We start from the raw sequence: 21,589 nt of genomic DNA on the forward strand, positions 1-21,589 counted from the left end.
TGTGAAAGCGCTATTGTTATCAATCGATGTGTGGTTGAAGTAATGGGTAAGAACTGTCGCAGGCGTTCATGCGCGTTCTCCCTTTTTTTGGGTTTGGGCATAACACCAATGTCTTTTTTTTCTCATCGTCAGCACCCCGATCGCCGAGCGATACCGGTACTACAAAGTGCTGCCGTTATTTTGCCTGCGTTAGGACTGTTTGCGCTCGCGAGCTTGATCACGGCTTGTCTGTGTGGCTCTGTCAGCCTGACGCTTAGTGAACTGTGGCATGCAGTATTTGAATTAGTGCATGGCGAACCGTCATCGTTGGCGGCGAGTTTATTGGAACTCCGTCTCGGCCGTGCTTTCACTGGATTTATTACCGGTGCCACATTGGCATTGTCTGGTGTGATGATGCAGGCCTTGTTACGTAATCCTCTTGCTGATCCGTATGTGCTTGGCATTTCCGGTGGCGCCTCTGTGGGCGCATTGGTGATGATTTTATTTTACGGCGCTTTTTGGATGGTTGATATGGCTGCCTTTGCGGGTGCCATTCTCGTCGCCCTGTTGCTATTCGCGCTGGCTTACCGCGATTTACGGGGCAGCGGGAGTAGTGATGGTAGTGCGCCAATTTTATTACTCACAGGGGTGATCGTCGCCTCTGGTTGCGGTGCTTTAGTCACATTGATGTTATCCGTGGCACCTGATAGCCGCCTACGCAGTATGGTGTTTTGGATGATTGGTGATTTATCTAACACCCAGAGTCGTTATATGCCATGGATCATCGGTGTTGCTGTCTTTTTGTTTGCAATGCGTCATGCACGCGGCATGAACATCGCCGCCATGCATGCAGACAATGCCACTACACTGGGGGTGAACATTGGACGCTTACGCCAGAGCTTATTTTTTTGCTCTGCGCTCTTGACTGCCAGTGCAGTCAGTACCGCAGGAAGTATTGGGTTTGTTGGCCTCATCATGCCGCATGCCTGTCGCTTTGCCTTGGGGCCCGATCATCGGTTACTCATTCCAGCCGCGACTTTGGCGGGTGGTGGATTTTTGGTTTTCGCTGATACCATCGCTCGTACCGTCGTTGCGCCACAGCAGTTACCCGTTGGCGTCATCACAGCGATCATTGGTGTGCCCATGTTTTTGTTTCAGTTGCATCAATTGCGGAGACGCTGATGGATATTCGCGATCTTTATCTGCAGGTCGGTCAGCGACATCTAATCCAGCAGCTCAATCTGACGATGAGTGCAGGCGAGTGCTGGTGCATTATTGGTCGTAATGGTGCTGGTAAAAGCACTTTACTCAAAACGTTAGCGGGTTTGCGCGCGCCGGACTTGGGGCAAATTTTTTTAAAAGACAAACCGCTATCGGATTGGCCGCTATTAGCCTTGGCACGCGAACGTGCATTTTTACCGCAACACAGAACCGATGCATTTGCATACCGCGCGATCGATACAGTGATTAGTGCACGCCACCCTTACCAAGGGACGCAATATTGGGAGTCGGCTTCAGACTTACATATCGCCATGCAATCGTTGCAGGAATTGGATGTTGCAGATCTGGCTGAGCGGGATGTGCGCAGTTTGTCTGGGGGCGAACGCCAGCGTGTGGCGATTGCTGCATTGTTGGCGCAGGATGCGCAGTGCATGTTACTGGACGAACCTGCCAATGCACTTGACCTCGCACATCAGGTGAGTGTCATGCAACTATTTTCCAGATTATGTCGTGAGCAGAAAAAAACAGTGGTCATGGTCAGTCATGATCTCAATCTGGCCTATCGGATTGCGACCCATGCGTTGTTGATGATGGGAGACGGTCAATGGATGGCGGGTCCCATTGAGGATATTTTTAATGCAGAGTCATTGAGTCATTGTCTTGGACATCCCATCGAACGTTTTACGCATCATGGCCAAACGCTTTTTTTACCCCGCGATTAGACCGATATCGTGGTGTTGATGAGATGGCTTCAAACATCACATGACGAAGAATCCATCGCCCCGTAACACAGTATCTATTCATCAGGATGATTATGAGCAATACGCAACCCTCGAACCAAGCCCACTCCGCAGATCAGGCACCAGACGGCGAAGATCAACTCAACGCCCGTCACCAGAGACGGATGCAACGCAAAAAAGCCTTGATGGATGAAAAAATTGAACAAGCTCAACGAGAAACCGGTGTATTGCTCGTGCATACGGGCAACGGCAAAGGTAAAAGTTCGAGTGCCTTTGGTATGGTAATGCGGGCATTAGGCCACGGAATGAAAGTCGGTGTTGTACAGTTTATTAAAGGGGCGATGTCAACGGGCGAAGAAATCTTTTTGCGCCGTTTCCCCGAAGAGGTGCAATTTTATGCGATGGGTGAGGGATATACCTGGGAGACTCAGAATCGCGAACGTGACATCGAAAAAGCAACGATCGCGTGGGAACAAGGTAAAAAGTTTCTCAGTGATCCAACTATCGGTTTGGTCGTTTTTGATGAGCTCAATATCGCGCTGAAATACCACTACCTTGATATCGAGACTGTCATCGCTGATATTGATGCTCGTCCAGAGATGCAACACGTGGTTGTCACAGGGCGTGGCGCCTTGCCAGAGCTAATTGCGATCGCTGATACCGTGACCGAAATGCAAGTGGTGAAACATGCTTTCAAGGATGGTATCGTCGCACAGGCAGGAGTGGAGTGGTGAGTGCTTCTGCGCAAGTGGTCATGGTCTCGGCCATTGCCTCCGGTCAAGGCAAGACGACAACGACTGCCGCTTTGGCACGAAAACTTGTCAGGCTTGGAAAGACAGTACGCATCTTTAAGACGGGGCCAGATTTTATTGACCCTATGATCCTTGAGCGGGCATGTGGATTTCCGGTGTACTCATTGGATCTTTGGATGGTCGGTCAGGCAGACTCTCAAGCGATGTTAGCCGATGCAGCACTTTCTGCAGACGTCATTCTGATTGAAGGAGTGATGGGGCTGTATGATGGCAATCCTTCTTCTGCTGACTTGGCACGTACTTTTGGCGTTTCTGTGGTCGCAGTACTCGATGCCTCAGCGATGGCGCAAACAGTGGGTGCCATCGCATTGGGGTTGCGCGATTTTGGCCCTGTGAATCTGGTCGGCGTTATCGCTAATCGCGTGGCATCGGAGGGACATGCGCACATGGTCGCCGAAGCCATGCGTGATATCCCCTTACTTGGTAGTCTGATGCGGCAAGAGCAGGTGCTGCCAGAGCGTCATTTAGGACTCGTGTTACCCGATGAAGTCAGCCACATTGATGCACTTCTTGACCGGATGGCAGACCAGTTATCATTGGACATCGAGGCGTGGAATGCATTGCCTTTAACGACCTTTTCAACTCCGGTAGAGTCCAGTGTAAATCGAAAAGCAGTGGGTACACCGTTGCAGGGCAAAACGATTGCTATAGCCCGCGATGCGGCGTTCGCGTTTCTTTATCCTGCCAATTTACAGGTTTTAGCCGAGTTAGGCGCTGCGCTTGTTTTCTTTTCGCCGCTGGCAAATGAAACAATCCCACCCCAGGCGGATGCCTTGTATCTACCAGGAGGTTATCCAGAGCTTCATGCTGAAGCGTTGACTCAGGCAGATCAATGGTTGGCTGCCGTACGTGATGCACACGCTGCGGGAATGCCCATGTGGGCGGAGTGCGGCGGCATGATGGCACTGACAGAGGGGCTCACTGATCAGTCCGGGCGCCACTGGCCAATGGCAGGATTATTACGAGGCCAAGTGGTGATGCAACAACGCCTGGCGGCGCTGGGTGGTCAGGCGTGGTCCAGCACCGAGCATGCAACTGATCATGCCTTTTCTTTGCGTGGGCATACCTTTCACTACTCTCGATTTGAAACGACATTGATACCGATTGCACATACCCACAAGCAACGGGATGGTGCCCAAGGTGAAGCTGTGTATCAACATGGCAATCTCAAGGCGAGTTATTTTCATGCATATTTTCCATCGGACCCAGCGATGACGGCATCGCTGTTTTTAACGGAGGCACGATGAGGCGCACATTGGTCTTCGGCGGTGCACGCTCAGGGAAAAGTCGTTTTGCAGAGGGCTTATCGACGGCAGCGAGTCGTGATGGAAAACAAGTGATCTACATCGCGACCGCGCAGCCTGCATCCGATCCCGAGATGCAGGCAAGAATCACTCACCATCAACAACAGCGCCCCGCACATTGGATTACCGTCGAAGCACCACTGCATCTTGGTGCCGCGTTGGCAAAGTATAGTAAGGCAGATACGGTCGTAATGATCGATTGTCTGACTGTTTGGCTTTCTAATTGCTTATTTGCTGGCGCGACAGATTTTCCGGAAATTGGAACGATTGAACCACCAGCCATTTTTATTGAAGAGCGACGGGCACTACTTTCTGCACTTGAAAACGCAGTGGGGGATATCGTTCTTGTGTCTAACGAAGTGGGCATGGGTATTGTTCCGATGGGTGCCGTATCGCGGTGGTTTGTCGATGAGGCTGGACGATTAAATCAGTCCGTGGCTGCCCTATGCGAGCAGGTTGTCTGGGTTGCTGCTGGGCTGCCGTTGTATCTGAAAGGCCAGACATGTTGATGTTATCCGCCATGGGTCTCGCATGTTGCGTCGTGTTGGGACTCATTGTTGATCTTTTGATTGGCGAAGTACGTCGTTGGCATCCCTTGGTCGGGTTTGGACATTGGGCGAATCGCATCGAGCAGAGGCTCAATCATCCAGAAGCCAGCCGCTGGAGCGGGGCGATCGCTTGGTGCGTGACAGTGTTGCCCCTTGTGGCGCTGACGCAGATGATCTTGCTTATTGCTGCGCGCACCAGCCTTTGGATTGCGCCTTTGTTGCACGTCGTCTTACTGTATTTTTGTGTTGGGCTGCGTAGCTTGCGTGATCACAATAGACCGATTGAATCAGCGTTAGAGCAGGGGGATCTTACTACCGCTCGTCGCCTTACTTCGTACATTGTTAGTCGTGATACTGCAGAAGCGGATGAGGGATATCTCGCCAAAGCCAGTGTGGAATCAGTGTTGGAAAATGGCTGTGATGCCGTCTTTGGAACCTTGTTCTGGTTTGTCATTTTAGGTGGTGCTGGTGCTGTCTTGTATCGGGCATCGAATACGCTAGACGCGATGTGGGGATATAAGAATCCGCGCTTTCTTCGCTTTGGCTGTGTCGCTGCACGGATAGACGATGTGTTGAACTGGATTCCAGCCCGGCTAACCGCATGCAGTTATGCCGCTCTGGGCGAGACACGTCGTTCACTACGATGCTGGCACAAACAAGCGCCTTCATGGCCAAGTCCCAATGCAGGACCTGTGATGGCAGCAGGCGCTGGCGCACTCGGTCTGGCGTTGGGCGGGAGCGCACGCTACGACGGTGTTGATGAGATGCGTCCGCCTTTAGGAGAAGGACGCGCTCCAACCGCACAGGATATCGGACTTGCTTGGCAATTGGTATTGCATGTCAGTGTGATGTGGACTGGGGTGATCGTATTGGTTGCGATGTTAATGAAGTGGAATGGGTATGCAACATAATTTGCTGGAGCATGGCGGCAATTTACGCGATGCAGTACATAGTTTTAAACGACCGCTTTCAGAGTGGTTAGATTTGTCGACAGGGATCAATCCTCGCTTTTATCCTGCGCCTATCGTGGCCGATCACGCATGGCACCGTTTGCCAGAGCACTCTGATGATTTACTCGCCGCGGCAAAGTCGTTCTATGGTGCGCCCGAGATGTTGGCTGTTGCAGGTACTCAAGCCGCTATTCAATCGCTACCGCTGTTGCGCTTGACGGCTGCAGGTCAATCTCGGGTCGTTGTGTCTGCGCCTTCCTATGCCGAGCATGCGCATCAGTGGCGTCGTTGGGAACATCAAGTAACGGAGTGTCTTTATTCTGGGTTGGACGCTGCGATTGATGAAGCGGATGTTGTGGTGTTGTGCAATCCTAATAATCCGACCGGAGAAGTGATCGCGCCAGAAACGCTGTTGAGATGGGCTAACCGTCTTGAGGCGCGTGGTGGATGGTTAATCGTTGATGAGGCATTTGGTGATACGAATCCGAATTTAAGTGTTGCTGCTCACACCCACCAATCTGGTCTGATTGTATTGCGGTCGGTGGGGAAATTTTTTGGCTTGGCGGGGATACGTTTAGGTTTTGTTGCTGCTCATCCGACGCTCTTACAGCGATTAGCAGCCCACCTCGGCCCCTGGGCCATCAGCGGACCAGCGCAGCAGGTAGCTATCGCTGCCTTGCGTGACCATGCTTGGCAAACCGATACGCGCCATTACTTGGAATTGCAAGGGCAGCGATTACGTGGTTTGCTCATTGATGCTGGTATGAGTTCGTCTGGGACGGATTTATTTCAGTGGGCGAGCCATCGCGACTTATCTGGACGCACTGAGTTACTGTGGCATTTTATGGCAGAGCGAGGTATCTGGTTGAGGTGGTTTGCGCAAGCACCGTTTCGACCGCACGGTGTACGGTTTGGGTTGCCTGGGGATGAGATTGGGTGGCAAAGGTTAAGTCATGCGTTAATGGAATGGACTCAACAATATGTATAAATGTCGGAATTGGTTGGTCGTGAGCGCGCTATTAGCAGCGGTTGCCTGGTCGGCTCCTGCCTCTGCAGCAGTGACAGTCACAGACGACGCGGGTAATAAGGTCACGATGGAGCATCCTGCACAGCGCGTCATTAGCTTGTCGCCACATGTGACGGAACTCCTGTTTGCCGCTGGTGGTGGGAGCAAAATTGTTGGTACCGTGAAGTACAGCGATTACCCTGAAGCAGCCAAAGCGATCCCCCGCATTGGCGACCTTCGTCAAATTGACGTAGAACGCATGATTGCTTTAAAACCTGATCTGTTGGTTGTTTGGACGCATGGTGCGTTCAATCAGCAACTTGATACGTTAAAGAAGGCGGGTATCCCCTTTTTCTTTAGTGAACCGCAAAAACTATCGCAGGTCCCTGAGACGCTATTGAAACTCGGTCAACTCATGGGGACCGAAACGGTGGCACAACCCGCCGCGGCGGGATTCCAACAGCAGTTACAGCAATTGACTGCACAAAACCAATACAAGCCCAAGGTGCGTAGCTTTTATCAAGTGTGGGGGCGACCCTTGTACACCCTAAACGATAAGCATATCGTGAGCGATGCGATACGTCTTTGCGGTGGTGAAAATATCTTTGGTGCCTTAAGCACGCCAGCACCCGTTGTCACGACAGAAGCCGTATTGCATGAAAATCCAGAATTGATCATTGGCACCACCTCGATGGGTGACGGTAAGAACGATATTGATCAATGGAAAAATTTTTCGACCTTACTGGCAAATAAAAATCATAATTTGTTAGCGATAGATGGCGATTTAATCAACCGACCCGGTCCTCGTGCCATCGAGGGCGCGAAGGCAATTTGTGCTGTGTTGGATGAGGCGCGCCAACACCGCACCCAGACGAATTTGAAGGCGCAGAAATGAATTTGTATCAACGTGTAGCATGTTTATCGACCGAAGCAGTCGAAGTGATGTATGCGCTTGGCGCAGAAGATCTGGTCGTTGGTATTTCTGGTTACACGGTGCGTCCGGCCCGTGCGCGTGAGGAGAAGCCGAAAATCAGTGCTTTTTCTTCCGGTAAAGCGGACCGTGTTTTGGCCGTCAAGCCGGACCTCGTCCTAGCGTATTCCAATATGCAGGCAGAACTGTGCCGAGAGCTCATTAGTGCCGGCGTGGAAGTACATGCGTTTAACCAAAGGTCAATTGCGGGCATTTTTCGTATGATCAACACTGTCGGGGTACTCATCGACAAACAGGCGCAGGCAGAGTCACTCATTTGTCAATTGCAGCAACAGATCGACGCCGTAAAAACGGATATTGCTCCTGAAAAGCGGCGACCTCGGGTCTATTTTGAAGAGTGGAATGATCCGCTCATGTCTGGCATTGGCTGGGTCTCGGAGTTGATTACAATCGCGGGCGGTGATGATATCTTCGCTGATCTCGCGGTTCACTTTAGTGCAAAGGACCGCATTATTGCCGACCCGACAGAGGTGATTGCCAGAGCCCCAGATATTATGATTGGCTCCTGGTGCGGAAAGAAGTTTCGTCCTGAAAGTGTGACCGCACGTGACCAATAGTCGAGTATTCCTGCTGTGAGAGATGGCTGGCTGGTTGAGATCAAATCGCCCGATATCTTATCGCCCGGACCTGCGGCGATTGAGCACGGATTGCGACAGTTGCGGACAGTGATTGCTGACTGGCAGCGTGTCCATGGCTAGGTTCGCTGAACGCGGTCTCGATATGTTTGTTTAACAATAGCGATACAATTCAATTTCTTATTTTCCGCTACAATCCGGATGCATTAGTAAAAGCGACGAGCACAGGAGCAACACCTTGCTTGCACGTTGAGACTGATCGACCTTGCAGTTGTCATGCGTCTTTTGTTAGTAATTCATCACTAAGCTATCGGTCTGGGTGACTATTGCCGCTGATGAAATGAGTAACCACGGATGTATGGCGCTGTCCAATTTCCGTTTCCAGGTTATTAAAACATGTGGATTGTTCAGATTGCGCTCCGGCGTCCTTACACGTTTATCGTGATGGCGCTGCTTATTTTGTTGTCTACGCCTTTGGTGCTCACCAAAATGGCAACCGATATTTTGCCGGACATCAACATTCCGGTCGTCAGTATCATCTGGAACTACGGTGGACTGTCTGCCCAAGAAATGGGCCAACGGATTACCGCCACCAATGAGCGCAGCCTTACCACTACCGTTAACGACATTGAGCACGTCGAATCTCAGTCTCTGGCTGGGATTTCTATTATCAAAATTTTCTTTCAACCGAACGTTAATATCCAGATGGCGATTGCGCAAGTTGTCGCCATCGAGCAGGCGCAGCTGCGTCAATTGCCAACCGGTATTACACCACCGTTAATCATTAAATATTCGGCATCCAGTATTCCTGTCATTCAGCTGGGCTTGTCGAGTCCCACGATGACAGAGCAGGCGCTGGGGGATACAGCGATCAACTTTTTGCGCCCGCAGTTAATCACTGTACCGGGTGCGGCGATTCCGTATCCATACGGCGGTAAAATGCGTGTGGTGTCAGTAGATTTGGATAATAAAGCCTTACTCGCAAAAGGCCTGACCCCCACTGATATCGTCAATGCCGTTAACGCACAAAACTTAGCCTTGCCCTCTGGAACAGCAAAACTCGGTGCGACGGAGTTTAACGTGGCGATGAACGGTTCGCCCGATACGATTGCTGGTTTGAACAACATCCCTGTCGTCGCAAAGAACGGTAGTACTACGTATTTATCTGAAGTGGCCCGAGTCCGTGATGGTTTCTCACCACAGACCAACATCGTCCGTCAGGATGGACAACGCGGCGCATTGCTCTCTGTCTTAAAAAACGGAGGATCATCAACGCTGGATATCGTCAACACGCTCAAAGGCATGTTACCTGCGGTAGCACAAGGCTTGCCAAAAGACTTAAAAATATCAACCTTGTTCGATCAGTCAGTGTTTGTTAAAGCGGCGATTAGTGGCGTGATTCACGAGGCGTTGATTGCTGCGTGCCTCACTGCCGCGATGATTTTGCTGTTCCTCGGTAACTGGCGTAGTACGCTCATTATTGCCGTTTCTATTCCGTTATCTATTCTCTCTTCCATCCTCGCGCTGTACGCGTTGGGGGAAACGATCAACATTATGACGCTCGGCGGTTTAGCCTTAGCGGTGGGTATTCTTGTTGATGACGCGACAGTGACGATTGAGAATATTGAACGTCATTTGCATCAAGGTGTCGATCTTCATAAAGCGATTCTTGATGGTGCGGGAGAAATTGCGATTCCTGCATTGGTATCAACGCTCTGTATCTGTATTGTGTTTGTACCGATGTTTTTCTTGGCCGGTGTCGCGAAGTTCTTGTTTGTGCCACTCGCCGAAGCCGTTGTCTTTGCTATGTTAGCTTCGTATGTATTGTCGCGTACCTTGGTGCCAACCATGGTTATGTTGATGATGGATCACGCCCATACCGATCCACATGCGAAGCCGAGCTTATTGCAGCGCGTGTATCGCCGGTTCGACGCGGGGTTTGAAAAGTTTCGTGGTGGCTACATCATTATCTTATCGACCTTACTGACGCATCGTAAGGCGTTCGGCGGTGCATTCCTTGCGTTTTGTGTGTTGTCTTGCGGGCTCGTCTTTACCTTGGGGCGCGATTTTTTTCCGAGTGTTGATTCCGGACAGATTCGACTGCATATGCGTGCCCCCATCGGGACACGTTTAGAAGAAACAGCAAGAACAGCCGATGAGGTCGAAAAATTTATTCGCACGATGATTCCAGCAAAAGAACTGGATACAGTGCTCGACAATATTGGATTGCCGTACAGTGGTATCAATCTCTCGTATAGCAATGCAGGCACCATTGGTGCATCGGATGCGGAAATTCTCATGTCTTTATCGGAAGATCATCATCCCACTGCAGTCTATGTTGAACAGTTACGGCGTGAATTACCAAAGCGTTTTCCGGGTGTGGAGTTTTTCTTTCAGCCTGCGGATATCGTGACGCAGATTCTCAATTTTGGTTTGCCAGCAGCACTGGATATTCAAATTGCAGGCCCTGATCTGCATACCAATTATCAACTCGCAAGTAAGTTGATGAAGCAAGTCAAAGCGGTACCAGGGGCGGTGGATGTGCACATTCATCAGAAAAACAATTTGCCAACCCTGGAGTTGAACATGGATCGTAGTCAGATCAAACAACTCGGATTAAATCCTGTCGATGTGGCGCAGAATCTTCTCGTATCCCTGTCAGGTAGTTTTCAAACCGCACCGGCATTTTGGCTCAATCCGGCCAATGGCGTGGTCTATAACATTGCGGTGCAGACTCCGCAATACCAAATTAGCGACCTCGACACCTTATTGCGGACACCTGTCAAGGCGGGCAATGCTTCTTCGTCATCAGATAACAGCGTTCCTACGCAAATGTTGAGTAATTTGGTGGAGGTGAAGCCTGCAGAGCAATACGCCGTTGTTTCACATTACAACATTAAACCGGTCATAGATTTGTACGTCAGTGTAGAGGGACGTGATTTGGCAGGTGTGGCTGGTGAAACTGAAAAGCTAGTGAATCAATTACGCGGCGAGTTACCACGGGGTGCAACGATTACGATACGGGGGCAAGTCGAAACGATGAAGTCTTCTTTTGTCGGTCTCGGTGTTGGTCTGGCGATGGCGATCGTATTGGTTTATCTGCTCATAGTGGTGAACTTCCAGTCGTGGGTCGATCCATTCATCATCATTACCGCGCTGCCTGCCGCATTAGCTGGGATCGTATGGATGCTCTTCCTCACCGGTACAACGTTGAGCGTTCCTGCCCTGACGGGTGCCATTATGACGATGGGTGTTGCTACTGCTAACAGTATTCTCATGGTGTCATTTGCGCGTCAGTGTCTCAATGATGGATTGCCGCCATTGTCCGCAGCATTGGAAGCGGGAGCGACAAGGATTCGTCCGGTATTGATGACCGCGTTAGCGATGATTATCGGCATGATTCCGATGGCGATTGGTTTTGGCGAAGGTGCTGAACAAAATGCGCCATTAGGGAGAGCCGTGATTGGTGGTTTGCTATTTGCGACCGTATCCACGTTATTTTTTGTTCCGATCGTGTTTGCCGGAATCCATCGTTATCTGAATCATCGTCAAGAAAAAAATCATCGGCGCGTCGGGCAAGCGAATCATGCTGCAGATGCCAGCTCACCAGTTGCAGAAGAGGGGAAGTCTTAACATGTCTGATAAATCTGAAAAACGTCACGCCGATCTGGGTATTCATGGATCACATTCCCATCACCAAGATGGCGTCCATCCACATGCGGCGCATCCTCACCGGGAACCCATTCTTCACCGTGCCCGCCTGATGAGTGTTGGCGTGTTATTGTGCTTGGTGGCAGGTGGTATCGCAACGTTTGCTTTGCGAGCAAGCCATGCTAACGCCCTTGCAGAGGCTACTGCAGAGCATAGCAAATTGTATGTGAACACAGTCACACCACAACCTGCGACCGGCAAAGGGGCGTTGACACTGCCAGGAACACTACAAGGCATGATTGAAGCGCCCATCTTTGCGCGCAGTAGTGGTTATGTTTTACGCTGGAATAAAGATATTGGTGCGAAAGTCAACAAAGGCGATGTATTGGCGGAGATTGATACGCCTGAAATTGATCAGCAACTGGCACAAGCACTCGCTGCCCGAGATCAGGCAGCATCGAGTCTTGACCTAGCGAAAACATCGGCTGAGCGTTGGGAATCGTTACGTAAAAAAGATGCGGTGACCCAACAAGAGCTGAACGAAAGAACGAGTGCTTACGCGCAAGCAAAAGCGAATTTGGCTGCCGCAGAGGCGAATGTGGTTCGCTTGCAAAAGCAGGTGGAATTTAAACGTGTCGTTGCTCCGTTTTCTGGCGTTGTTACCCGTCGTAATGTCGAGGTCGGTGATTTGATTGATGCTGGCAATGGCGGTGCTGCAAAGTCCTTGTTTTCTGTGGCGCAGGTCGATACCTTGCGGGTCTATGTTTACGTACCCCAAGCCTATGCACAACGCATCAAGACGGGCGATACGGTCACGATTTCACAGAAAGAACTGCCGGGTCAATTATTTCATGGGACGATTGTTCGTTCAGCGGGTGCCATTGATACCGCCACGCGGACTTTGCAAGTCGAAATTAATCTCCCGAACAAAGAAAATACGCTGTTAGCTGGGGCCTATGTCGAAGTGGCATTGCCTGTCGGCGGCGCAAGCACCATTCTGACAGTGCCATCCAACGTCATTTTGTTCCGTCCCGAGGGGACACGCGTCGCTGTTGTTGATGCGAGCGGTATCGTGCATCTGCAGACGGTGACGATCGGTCATGACTTGGGAAATAAATTAGAAATTGTGAGTGGCATCTCCGCCAACGATAAGTTGATACTCAATCCAGCTGACTCGCTTGCAGATAAAGACGCGGTCATTGTTACGCCGTCGAAACCAGACGAAGAGAAGAAGGCGGCGGCATGAAACTCGCAAAGCACAGCTTAGCCATTGGCGCTCTGGCACTGCTGGAGGCGTGTGCCGTTGGCCCTGAGTACAAAACACCGGACGTGGTCATCCCCAAACAATGGCACGTGGAAGCACCTTTTATGGTGGCACAACCCCGTGACACAGAGCTCAAGGGGCCATGGTGGGAGATGTTTCAAGATGCCGAGCTCAATCAACTTGCATCGCGCCTGCTTGCCAACAATCAAAGCTTGCAAGTAGCCATTGCTCGCTATGAGCAGGCCAAGGCGCAAGCGAGCGTTGCCAACGCGAGTTTGTTTCCGCAAATTGGTGCGCAAGTCGGTAGTTCACGGTTTAAAATTTCTGCGGATCGCCCGCAAGCATCCTATACAGCGACAAATCAATCGACCGTGCAAAATAGTCCGCAATTAGGTTTTGCTGTAAGTTACGAGGCCGATCTTTTTGGGCGTGTCCGTAAAACAGTAGAAAGTGCGCGTGCCGCAGAACAAGCTGCGACTGCTGATTTGGAAAACGTACGATTGGTGTTGACGGCTGAATTGGTCGCGGATTATTTCAATTTACGTGAAATTGATGCGGAAATGGCGGTCGTGCGTCAAGCGATTGACTTGCAAGGCAAGGCGCTGAAATTTGTGTCCGATCGCCATGATCTCGGTGCGGCATCAGGGCTCGATGTTGCCCAACAAGAAGCCGTATTGGACGCAAACCGGACACAAATCGAATTGCTACAAAAACAGCGCATGCAGTTCGAACATGCTTTGGCAACAATGACAGGAGAAGCCGCGCCGACTTTTTCTTTGGCTGAAAAAACGACAGTTTTCCAACCTCCCGAGGTGCCAGTAGGTTTGCCTTCTGATGTGCTACAGCATCGTCCCGATATTGCCTCGTCTGAGCGTGCAGTTGCGGTGGCCAACGCCAATATTGGCGTTGCTAGAGCGGCTTACTTCCCATCACTGATGTTGCAAGCGAACGGTGGTTGGAATAGCAATCAGTTTGGCAATTTAATCAGTGCACCAAGTCTGCTATGGTCGATTGGTGCGTCTGCTGCAGAGACCTTATTTGATGGTGGTAAGACCGATGCTAACGTGCGTTTTGCACAAGCGGCGTATAACGCGACGGTGGCCAATTATCGCCAGAGTGTCTTGGTCGCGATGCAAGAGTTGGAAGATGGCATGCAGGGCGCTGTCCTGCTGTCACGTGCGAGACATCAGGCGCAGGCGAGTGTTAACAGTGCCCAGCGCGTTCTCACACTGGCGACCGATCGCTACACCGGGGGACTGGCGACGTATCTTGATGTGATCTCCGCCCAACAGACATTACTTGCCGATCAACGACAATTGGTACAAATCCAAGGGCAGCAAATGCTCAACGCGGTCTATCTCGTCAAGGCAACGGGTGGTGGTTGGCGGGGTGCCAATGGCGCGTCACCGATCGCCAGCAAGGGGTAGCGCATCACCAAGCACAGGGTGATGGGGGATGTCACCCTGTTGATTGTCCGATACTGATCCAATGATTGAGTTCATGGCGCAAGTGACGATCAGCACCCTTGTTCAGTTGGAGAACAGTGCGACAGGGGGTGTGTTGCCTGCCGCCTCAGCGTATACTCTGCGCTTCCTTTTTAACAATGTCGACATCCATGAATATTTCTACCTTGATGGTCCAAGGCACAACGTCCGATGCGGGTAAAAGCACTGTCGTCGCTGCACTTTGCCGTCTTTTGCACCGCCAAGGTGTCCGTGTCGTGCCGTTTAAGCCGCAAAATATGGCGCTCAACAGCGCAGTCACGATCGATGGCGGCGAGATTGGTCGTGCGCAAGCATTGCAGGCGCTCGCAGCAGGATTGCCGCCTCATACGGATATGAATCCGGTCTTGCTCAAACCATCGTCTGATACGGGAGCACAGGTCATTATTCATGGAAAGGTCCGTGCCGATATGCAAGCGCGTGACTATCATCAGTACAAAACAGTAGCAATGGATGCTGTTCTGGCCTCATATGGACGCCTTCAGCGTGACTACGAGGCCATTATCGTTGAGGGGGCTGGGAGTCCAGCAGAAGTGAATCTGCGGGATAGAGATATCGCCAATATGGGATTTGCTGAGGCGGTGGATTGTCCTGTGATTTTGGTGGCAGACATTGATCGCGGCGGCGTTTTTGCCCATTTTTTGGGAACACTTGCGTGTTTATCAGCATCAGAGCAAAACCGTATCGTTGGTTTTGTGATCAATCGGTTTCGTGGTGATGTGAGTTTGTTGACGCCGGGTTTGACGTGGTTGGAAGAAAAAACAGGTAAGCCCGTGCTTGCCGTCCTGCCTTACCTGCACGGCCTGCATCTAGACGCAGAAGATGCAATTCAATCCAGCCAGACGAATCATGGGAAGTTCAAGGTCATTGTACCGGTCATTCCGCGCATTTCTAATCACACCGACTTTGATGCATTACGCGCGCATCCCGATGTGGATTTGCAATTTATTGGTTTAGGAGAGCGTATACCTGGTGCTGATTTAATTATCTTGCCGGGAAGTAAAAACACCCGAGCGGATTTGACTTTTTTAGTCGAGCAAGGATGGCAATCGGCGATTGAAAAACATCTACGTTACGGTGGCAAGGTCATTGGGATCTGTGGAGGCTATCAGATGCTGGGGCAAGTGGTGAGTGATCCCCATGGCGTCGAAGGGGAGCCCGGCGATACCGCAGGTTTAGGATTGCTCGATATCACGACCGAGCTCACGGCGGAAAAACGGTTAGAGCAAGTCACCGGCACTTGCCTTTTTGGGCAATCACAAGCGTCGGTGAGTGGATATGAAATACACATGGGCATTACCTATGCGAGTAATGAAACCCTGCCGGTATTTCATATCCATGGTGCAGATGAAGGCGCGCGTTCTCCGGATGATCTTATTTTGGGGACGTATCTGCATGGATTATTTGATCACCCCGACGCCTGCCATGCGCTGCTGACATGGGCAGGCTTAGAAAGTGATCTTAAGCCCGATTTGGGCGTGTTGCGTGAGCGAAGCATTGATCGTCTTGCCGATGCCTGTGTGCCATTATTGGCTGCTCTGCAAAATCTTTGATCTGAATCTATCGCCTGTTGACCACGCAGATGATAGGGCGTTGATTGACAATGAGTGTACAAAGATAAAGTATGCCCACCGAGCAGCGCAGAGATTGACGTTAACGGCAAATCGCGTTTTTATTGTTGCCACGTCGTGATAGCCTGTAAAGTCGGTCATGACAAGCTTATAATTCAGGCATCACGATAATTTTTTTGCGTTTTAGGGAACCAAGTCCGACTTGGCGAATCACATTTGGCTATGAATCAAGCTTCTATTTCAGGACGTCCACCTTACCAGCAATACCAATCGGGTCAGGGGCGCGCGATTGCGCTCGCTGTGCTTGTCCATTTGTTACTGTTGGGGTTTCTGTGGATCGGTATTAAATGGCAGAACAAAGAGGCAACAGCCGTTGAAGCGGAAGTATGGGACATGACCATGCGCGACGCCGCGCCGTTGCCCGTTCCCGTTGAGCCTACGCCAGCACCAGAGCCTGAGCAATCACTCACGCCACCGACGCCCATCGTGAAAGAGGAAGCGCCAAAAGAAGACCCCGAGATTGCGATTGAGCAAGAAAAGCAACGCAAACGTCTTGAAAAGCAAAAAGAATTACAGCGGCAGGAAGAAATTGCAGAACAGCTACGAAAAGAAGCGTTGCGAAAAGAGCAAGAGGCGCTTCAAGCCAAAAAAGAGAAAGAAAAAGAGCGGGAGTTAGAGAAAAAACGTGTCGCTGAGCAAGAGTTGCAGGCCAAAAAAGACAAAGAATTGGAAAAACTCAAGCAGGAAAAACTGGAAAAGCAAAAATTAGCAGACCAGAAAGCGCAACAAGCCAAAGAAAAAGCAGCCAGCGATAAGTTATTTAAAGAAAACATGCAGCGTTTGTCTGCGCAAGCCGGTGCGACGGGGAGTGGCGGTTCCGGAGCGGCTGCACGTTCGACAGGGAATAACCGTGGCGATCCGAGTTATGGTGCCAAAATTGCAGCGAAAATTCGCTCAAATACCGTCTACAATGTCCCCGATATGGTAGCTGGTAACCCCGAGGTGGTGTATCAGATTGACCTGCTACCAGATGGCTACCTGCGTGGACCTGCTCGTAAATTGAAATCATCGGGGATCCAAGCGTTTGATGATGCGGTCGCCAAAGGAATCGATAAGGCACAGCCTTTCCCGCGCGATAGTTCTGGTGCTGCGGCTACAAGCTTAGATCTGCATTACAAAATGAAAGAAGAGTAATTGGCAATGATGTCTATATTCAAAAAAATAGCAGTAAGTGCGGTCGTTGCGGCCGGAATGAGCCTCGGTGCAAGTGGATCAGCCTATGCGCAATTGCGCGTTGAGGTGTCTGGGGTCGGTTCAACACAGATCCCCGTTGCGATCGCCTCATTTGCGAACGAAGGCCTCACCCCGCAGCAAATTACGAGCATCATCAAAGACGATTTGACACGAAGCGGGTATTTCAAAATGATTGATACCGGTGTGGTGTTGACGGAGACCTCGCCTGTTAATTTTGATGACTGGAAGCAACGTGGTGCCGAAGCACTCGTCGTTGGGAGTGTGCAGAGCCTTGCAGACGGTCGATTCGACGTTCGTTATAAACTACTCGATACGATTAAATCCTCGACGTTGTCGGGATTTGCCGTTGCCACCCCGCCTGCCAATACACGCTTAACTGCACACAAAATCGCGGATGATATTTACGAAAAACTGATCGGCGTGCGGGGTGCGTTTTCGACACGCATCGCTTATGTGACGAAGGCCGGTTCCGAATACCGTCTTGAAGTTGCCGATGCAGATGGCGAGGGAGTGCGCGTCGCGTTACGCTCGAACGAACCGATTATCTCGCCTGCATGGTCTGCCGATGGGACAAAAGTGGCTTACGTGTCCTTCGAAGCAAAAAAACCAGTAATCTGGGTGCAAAACCTCGTCACGGGTGAGCGTAAAGTTATTGCCAACTACAAAGGCAGCAATTCAGCGCCAGCGTGGTCGCCAGACGGCAGCCGTTTGGCCATCGCACTCTCGCGTGATGGGTTGACTCAAATTTATACGGTTGGCGCCGATGGCACTGGCTTGAAGAAATTGACAAGCAGCACCAGCATTGATACCGAGCCGCAGTTTTCAGCGGATGGTGAATCGATCTATTTTCTAAGTGATCGTAGTGGCGGTCCGCAAATTTATCGTATCGGCGCAAACGGTGGCGAACCAAAGCGTGTGACATTTAACGGTAGTTACAACATTACACCTCGTATATCCCCAGATGGAAAAACGTTGGCATATATTTCTCGGCGTGAAGGTAAGTTTCAGTTGTACGCTTTAGACTTGGTCACTGGTCAAGAGCAACGTTTATCTGATACTACCAAAGACGAATCCCCAAGTTTTTCGCCGAATGGTCGTTACATCATGTACGCAACTGAGTCTGGCCGTCGGGCAACGCTGGCGGTGGTCTCAATTGATTGCAAAGTTAAACAGAGATTGACGGTGCAAGCCGGAGATATTCGGGAGCCCACGTGGGGTCCCTTTATGAAATAATTTTTACTCACTTTATCAGGAGAGAATATGCGCTTCACTTCCCAAACAAAAACGATCGCTTTGGTCATTTCCAGTGTTGTACTGATGTCCGCTTGCGCATCTAAAGTACCACTCGAAGAAAAAGCAAAAGTTGAAGATAAGCCAGTACAAACGGCAGCAACACCACCAGCGGATACTAATGCCGTTAAAACAGTGGTAACTGGCTCGGTTGACCCATTAAACGATCCACAAGGTGTATTGGCAAAACGTAGTGTTTACTTTGACTTCGACAGCTACGTTGTGAAAGATGACTACAAATCTGTTGTCGAAAATCACTCCAAATACCTCGGCACAAACAAAGGCCGTAAGATTTTGATTCAAGGTAATACCGATGAGCGTGGTGGTAGTGAATACAACCTGGCGCTGGGCCAGAAACGTGCTGAAGCCGTACGTAAATCGATGAGCTTATTGGGTGTGCCTGAGTCTCAAATGGAAGCGGTTTCGTTGGGTAAAGAGAAGCCAAAAGCAGCTGGCCACGACGAAGCTTCTTGGGCTGAAAACCGCCGCGCTGATATCGTTTACCAATAATCACCAGCATTGACTGGTGATGCACTAGCGGAACGCCTGAGCGTCGGTCACTTGATAGGGTGACCGGCGCGTTTTTATTTTGGATGGTCGCTATTTGTATGAACACGGTGCTTTGTTGCTGGTATGCTGTTGAAGGCTCTTCGTTTTTTTACCCCGTTTTTAGATTAATAATAGCTATGAAACTATCCTCCTTTCGCACCTCGATTCTTGTTGCTGCTTTATTCACTGCGTTAGCCCCCGGTGTGGCTTCCGCTGGTATTTTTGATGACGATGAGGCACGCAAAGCGATTTTAGATTTGCGCGCAAAACTCGATGCAGTGAATGTCCGTCTCGATAAAACCGATGATCTGAAAGCGAACAAGAGTACAGCGCTGGATCTGGCCAACGAAAATGAACAATTACGTGCCGAGATTGCCAAGTTGCGCGGACAAATAGAAGTGTTATCGAATGACATCGCCAATACGCAACGACGTCAGCAGGATTTTTACGTCGATTTGGATAATCGCTTACGTAAAATGGAACCAAAACGGATGACCGTGGACGGCAAAGATGCGGTAGTCGAAGTCAGCGAACAGCGTGCCTTTGATAACGCCATGGCGTTATTTAAAGAGGGTGATTACAAAAATTCCGCACCCGCATTTTCTAGTTTTATCGCAGCCTATCCGCAATCAGCCTACCTTGGTTCGGCACAGTACTGGCTTGGTAACTCGTTCTATGCGCAACGTGATTGTAAAAGTACCATTGCAGCAATGCAGCAGCTAGTGAGAGCCTACCCAGACCACCCAAAGGCACCGGACGCCATGTTAAACATTGCAGGCTGCTACACAGAGCTGAAGGACAAAGTCGCTGCCAAGAAAACGCTTGAGACGCTGATTTCTCAATATCCGGGTACCGATGCTGCTCAAGCAGCAAAGAGCCGCCTAGGCTCAGGTAAGTAAGTACCGCAAGGATTTAATCCAAAGACGGGGATTGACAGAGGGGCTGAAACGCCATATAATTTCGGTCTTTCGGGTCGTTAGCTCAGCTGGTAGAGCAGCGGACTTTTAATCCGTTGGTCGCAGGTTCGAATCCCGCACGGCCTACCACGAATACAAAAGAAGCTTACTTTGCGAATAAGCTTTTAGATTTTTTAGCAGGTTTTGGGTCGTTAGCTCAGCTGGTAGAGCAGCGGACTTTTAATCCGTTGGTCGCAGGTTCGAATCCCGCACGGCCTACCAAAACAAAATGCAAAAAGCCAATCCACACGGGTTGGCTTTTTGCTTTTATACATGCTGATTCGTCATCAGTCGCCTCGTCTCAACTTGTCGGTCATAGTGAACGTTCCACTGATTAACTGCTGCTGCGAGTAAAATAGCAGTGTTGGCACGCAACGTCGAGCACGCCATTGTTCATTGGTATCGATCCTGATGCCGCTTGTTTTTATGATCTGTTTTACCATCCTATAATAATTAGGCATCGCAAAATGAAGAAAAATTCCGTGAAAAAACAATCATCAGATCCCTCCGTCGCGTCAGAGAAACACGAAATACGCCCGGGGCAATCGATCGAGTTGCTCAAGGAATTGCACATTCTCACGCGTGATGGAAAATTAAATCAGGATAGCCGTCGTAAGCTCAAGCAGGTTTATCACCTTTACCAATTTATTGAGCCCTTATTACTCAAGTTGCAAGAATCTCACGCGGATATTAGCCTCGTGGATCATGGTGCCGGTAAGTCGTATCTTGGATTTATTTTGTATGATTTGTTTTTTAAATCCGCGCAGGCACAAACGCATGCACGCATTTACGGCATTGAAACGCGCGATGAACTCGTACAACGGTCGACCGAGCTGGCACAGCGTCTTGATTTTCCTGGGATGTCATTTCTCAATCTCTCGGTTGCTGAATCGACGCATTCGGATCTTTTGCCACCGCAAATCGATATCGTTACCGCCCTGCACGCATGCGATACAGCCACTGATGATGCGATACAGTTTGCGTTAAAAAAGAAAGCGCGATTCATGGTGCTCGTACCTTGCTGTCAAGCTGAGGTCGCCTCGGAATTACGGAAAAACAAAGGCGAAGCTGTTCGAAATAATCCTCTCTCTGAAATGTGGCGTCATCCTATTCATACACGTGAGTTTGGTAGTCAGATCACCAATGTCTTACGTTGCTTGCAATTGGAAGCGCATGGATATCAGGTCAGGGTAACGGAACTGGTTGGTTGGGAGCATTCCATGAAGAATGAACTGATCATTGCAGAATATAAAGGAACACCCGCAAAACGCCCCGCAGAACGTTTAGCAGAAATGTTGAATACGACAGGATTAGACGGATTGCGTGAGCGATTTTTTCTGCCGCAATAAAACCAAATGCGCGCATCAAGAAGCGCTCGTGCCAGACGAGATGATCGTCATGGCAATGTCATAAAAAATGATTAGTA

18 protein-coding genes and 2 tRNA genes are annotated in these 21,589 nt (G+C 50.3%); all 20 read left to right on the top strand.

What is annotated here, in order from left to right; genetic code table 11:
- Positions 1-108 precede the first annotated feature (108 nt).
- Positions 109-1,161: a FecCD family ABC transporter permease gene (locus ACO0K2_RS03725; RefSeq protein WP_423015843.1), complete on the top strand. Its 1,053-nt coding sequence runs from the start codon at positions 109-111 to the stop codon at positions 1,159-1,161.
- Positions 1,161-1,922 carry an ABC transporter ATP-binding protein gene (locus tag ACO0K2_RS03730; protein ID WP_423015845.1) on the top strand — a complete coding sequence of 254 codons (762 nt, stop codon included), beginning with the start codon at positions 1,161-1,163 and terminating at the stop codon, positions 1,920-1,922. Before ACO0K2_RS03725 ends, ACO0K2_RS03730 begins: the two co-directional genes overlap by 1 nt.
- Positions 1,923-2,014: 92 nt before the next feature.
- A complete protein-coding gene (gene cobO / locus ACO0K2_RS03735; RefSeq protein ID WP_423015847.1) occupies positions 2,015-2,674 on the top strand; it encodes a cob(I)yrinic acid a,c-diamide adenosyltransferase in 660 nt (219 codons plus the stop codon).
- A 20-nt stretch (positions 2,675-2,694) separates the two neighbouring features.
- Positions 2,695-3,999, top strand: coding sequence for a cobyrinate a,c-diamide synthase (locus tag ACO0K2_RS03740; protein ID WP_423016165.1), 1,305 nt, complete (start codon positions 2,695-2,697; stop codon positions 3,997-3,999).
- The gene (gene cobU / locus ACO0K2_RS03745) at positions 3,996-4,565 is read left to right on the top strand and encodes a bifunctional adenosylcobinamide kinase/adenosylcobinamide-phosphate guanylyltransferase (RefSeq protein WP_423015849.1); all 570 of its coding nucleotides are present in this window, start codon (positions 3,996-3,998) and stop codon (positions 4,563-4,565) included. Before ACO0K2_RS03740 ends, cobU begins: the two co-directional genes overlap by 4 nt.
- Positions 4,565-5,515 (top strand): adenosylcobinamide-phosphate synthase CbiB, encoded by a 951-nt coding sequence (cbiB, locus tag ACO0K2_RS03750; RefSeq protein ID WP_423016167.1) that lies wholly within the window; start codon positions 4,565-4,567, stop codon positions 5,513-5,515. The genes cobU and cbiB overlap by 1 nt, the downstream gene beginning before the upstream one ends.
- Position 5,516: 1 nt before the next feature.
- Positions 5,517-6,542 (top strand): threonine-phosphate decarboxylase CobD, encoded by a 1,026-nt coding sequence (cobD, locus tag ACO0K2_RS03755; protein WP_423016169.1) that lies wholly within the window; start codon positions 5,517-5,519, stop codon positions 6,540-6,542.
- A complete protein-coding gene (locus ACO0K2_RS03760) occupies positions 6,535-7,455 on the top strand; it encodes a cobalamin-binding protein (RefSeq protein ID WP_423015851.1) in 921 nt (306 codons plus the stop codon). Before cobD ends, ACO0K2_RS03760 begins: the two co-directional genes overlap by 8 nt.
- Positions 7,452-8,108, top strand: coding sequence for an ABC transporter substrate-binding protein (locus tag ACO0K2_RS03765; protein WP_423015853.1), 657 nt, complete (start codon positions 7,452-7,454; stop codon positions 8,106-8,108). The genes ACO0K2_RS03760 and ACO0K2_RS03765 overlap by 4 nt, the downstream gene beginning before the upstream one ends.
- A gap of 414 nt (positions 8,109-8,522) precedes the next feature.
- Positions 8,523-11,759: an efflux RND transporter permease subunit gene (locus ACO0K2_RS03770; RefSeq protein WP_423015855.1), complete on the top strand. Its 3,237-nt coding sequence runs from the start codon at positions 8,523-8,525 to the stop codon at positions 11,757-11,759.
- 1 nt (position 11,760) lies between these two features.
- Complete coding sequence (locus ACO0K2_RS03775; RefSeq protein ID WP_423015857.1) at positions 11,761-13,023, top strand: efflux RND transporter periplasmic adaptor subunit; 1,263 nt, start codon at positions 11,761-11,763, stop codon at positions 13,021-13,023.
- Complete coding sequence (locus tag ACO0K2_RS03780; RefSeq protein ID WP_423015859.1) at positions 13,020-14,468, top strand: efflux transporter outer membrane subunit; 1,449 nt, start codon at positions 13,020-13,022, stop codon at positions 14,466-14,468. Before ACO0K2_RS03775 ends, ACO0K2_RS03780 begins: the two co-directional genes overlap by 4 nt.
- Before the next feature lie 188 nt (positions 14,469-14,656).
- Positions 14,657-16,096, top strand: coding sequence for a cobyric acid synthase (locus tag ACO0K2_RS03785; RefSeq protein WP_423015861.1), 1,440 nt, complete (start codon positions 14,657-14,659; stop codon positions 16,094-16,096).
- A 240-nt stretch (positions 16,097-16,336) separates the two neighbouring features.
- On the top strand, positions 16,337-17,308 hold the full coding sequence (gene tolA, locus ACO0K2_RS03790) for a cell envelope integrity protein TolA (RefSeq protein WP_423015863.1): 972 nt from the start codon (positions 16,337-16,339) through the stop codon (positions 17,306-17,308).
- A gap of 6 nt (positions 17,309-17,314) precedes the next feature.
- The gene (tolB, locus tag ACO0K2_RS03795; RefSeq protein WP_423015865.1) at positions 17,315-18,601 is read left to right on the top strand and encodes a Tol-Pal system beta propeller repeat protein TolB; all 1,287 of its coding nucleotides are present in this window, start codon (positions 17,315-17,317) and stop codon (positions 18,599-18,601) included.
- Positions 18,602-18,628: 27 nt separating this feature from the next.
- Positions 18,629-19,168 (top strand): peptidoglycan-associated lipoprotein Pal, encoded by a 540-nt coding sequence (pal, locus tag ACO0K2_RS03800; RefSeq protein ID WP_423015867.1) that lies wholly within the window; start codon positions 18,629-18,631, stop codon positions 19,166-19,168.
- 176 nt (positions 19,169-19,344) lie between these two features.
- Positions 19,345-20,106, top strand: a complete 762-nt coding sequence (gene ybgF / locus ACO0K2_RS03805) for a tol-pal system protein YbgF (RefSeq protein ID WP_423015868.1) — start codon at positions 19,345-19,347, stop codon at positions 20,104-20,106.
- Between the two features lie 71 nt (positions 20,107-20,177).
- A tRNA-Lys gene (locus tag ACO0K2_RS03810) sits at positions 20,178-20,253 on the top strand.
- Between the two features lie 56 nt (positions 20,254-20,309).
- A tRNA-Lys gene (locus ACO0K2_RS03815) sits at positions 20,310-20,385 on the top strand.
- A gap of 245 nt (positions 20,386-20,630) precedes the next feature.
- Entirely contained in the window at positions 20,631-21,512 is an 882-nt protein-coding gene (locus ACO0K2_RS03820) for a class I SAM-dependent methyltransferase (protein WP_423015870.1), read from the top strand.
- Positions 21,513-21,589 lie beyond the last annotated feature (77 nt).

Origin of the sequence: Undibacterium sp. MH2W (assembly GCF_049340215.1) — a bacterium.
Taxonomy (GTDB): Bacteria; Pseudomonadota; Gammaproteobacteria; order Burkholderiales; family Burkholderiaceae_D; genus Undibacterium.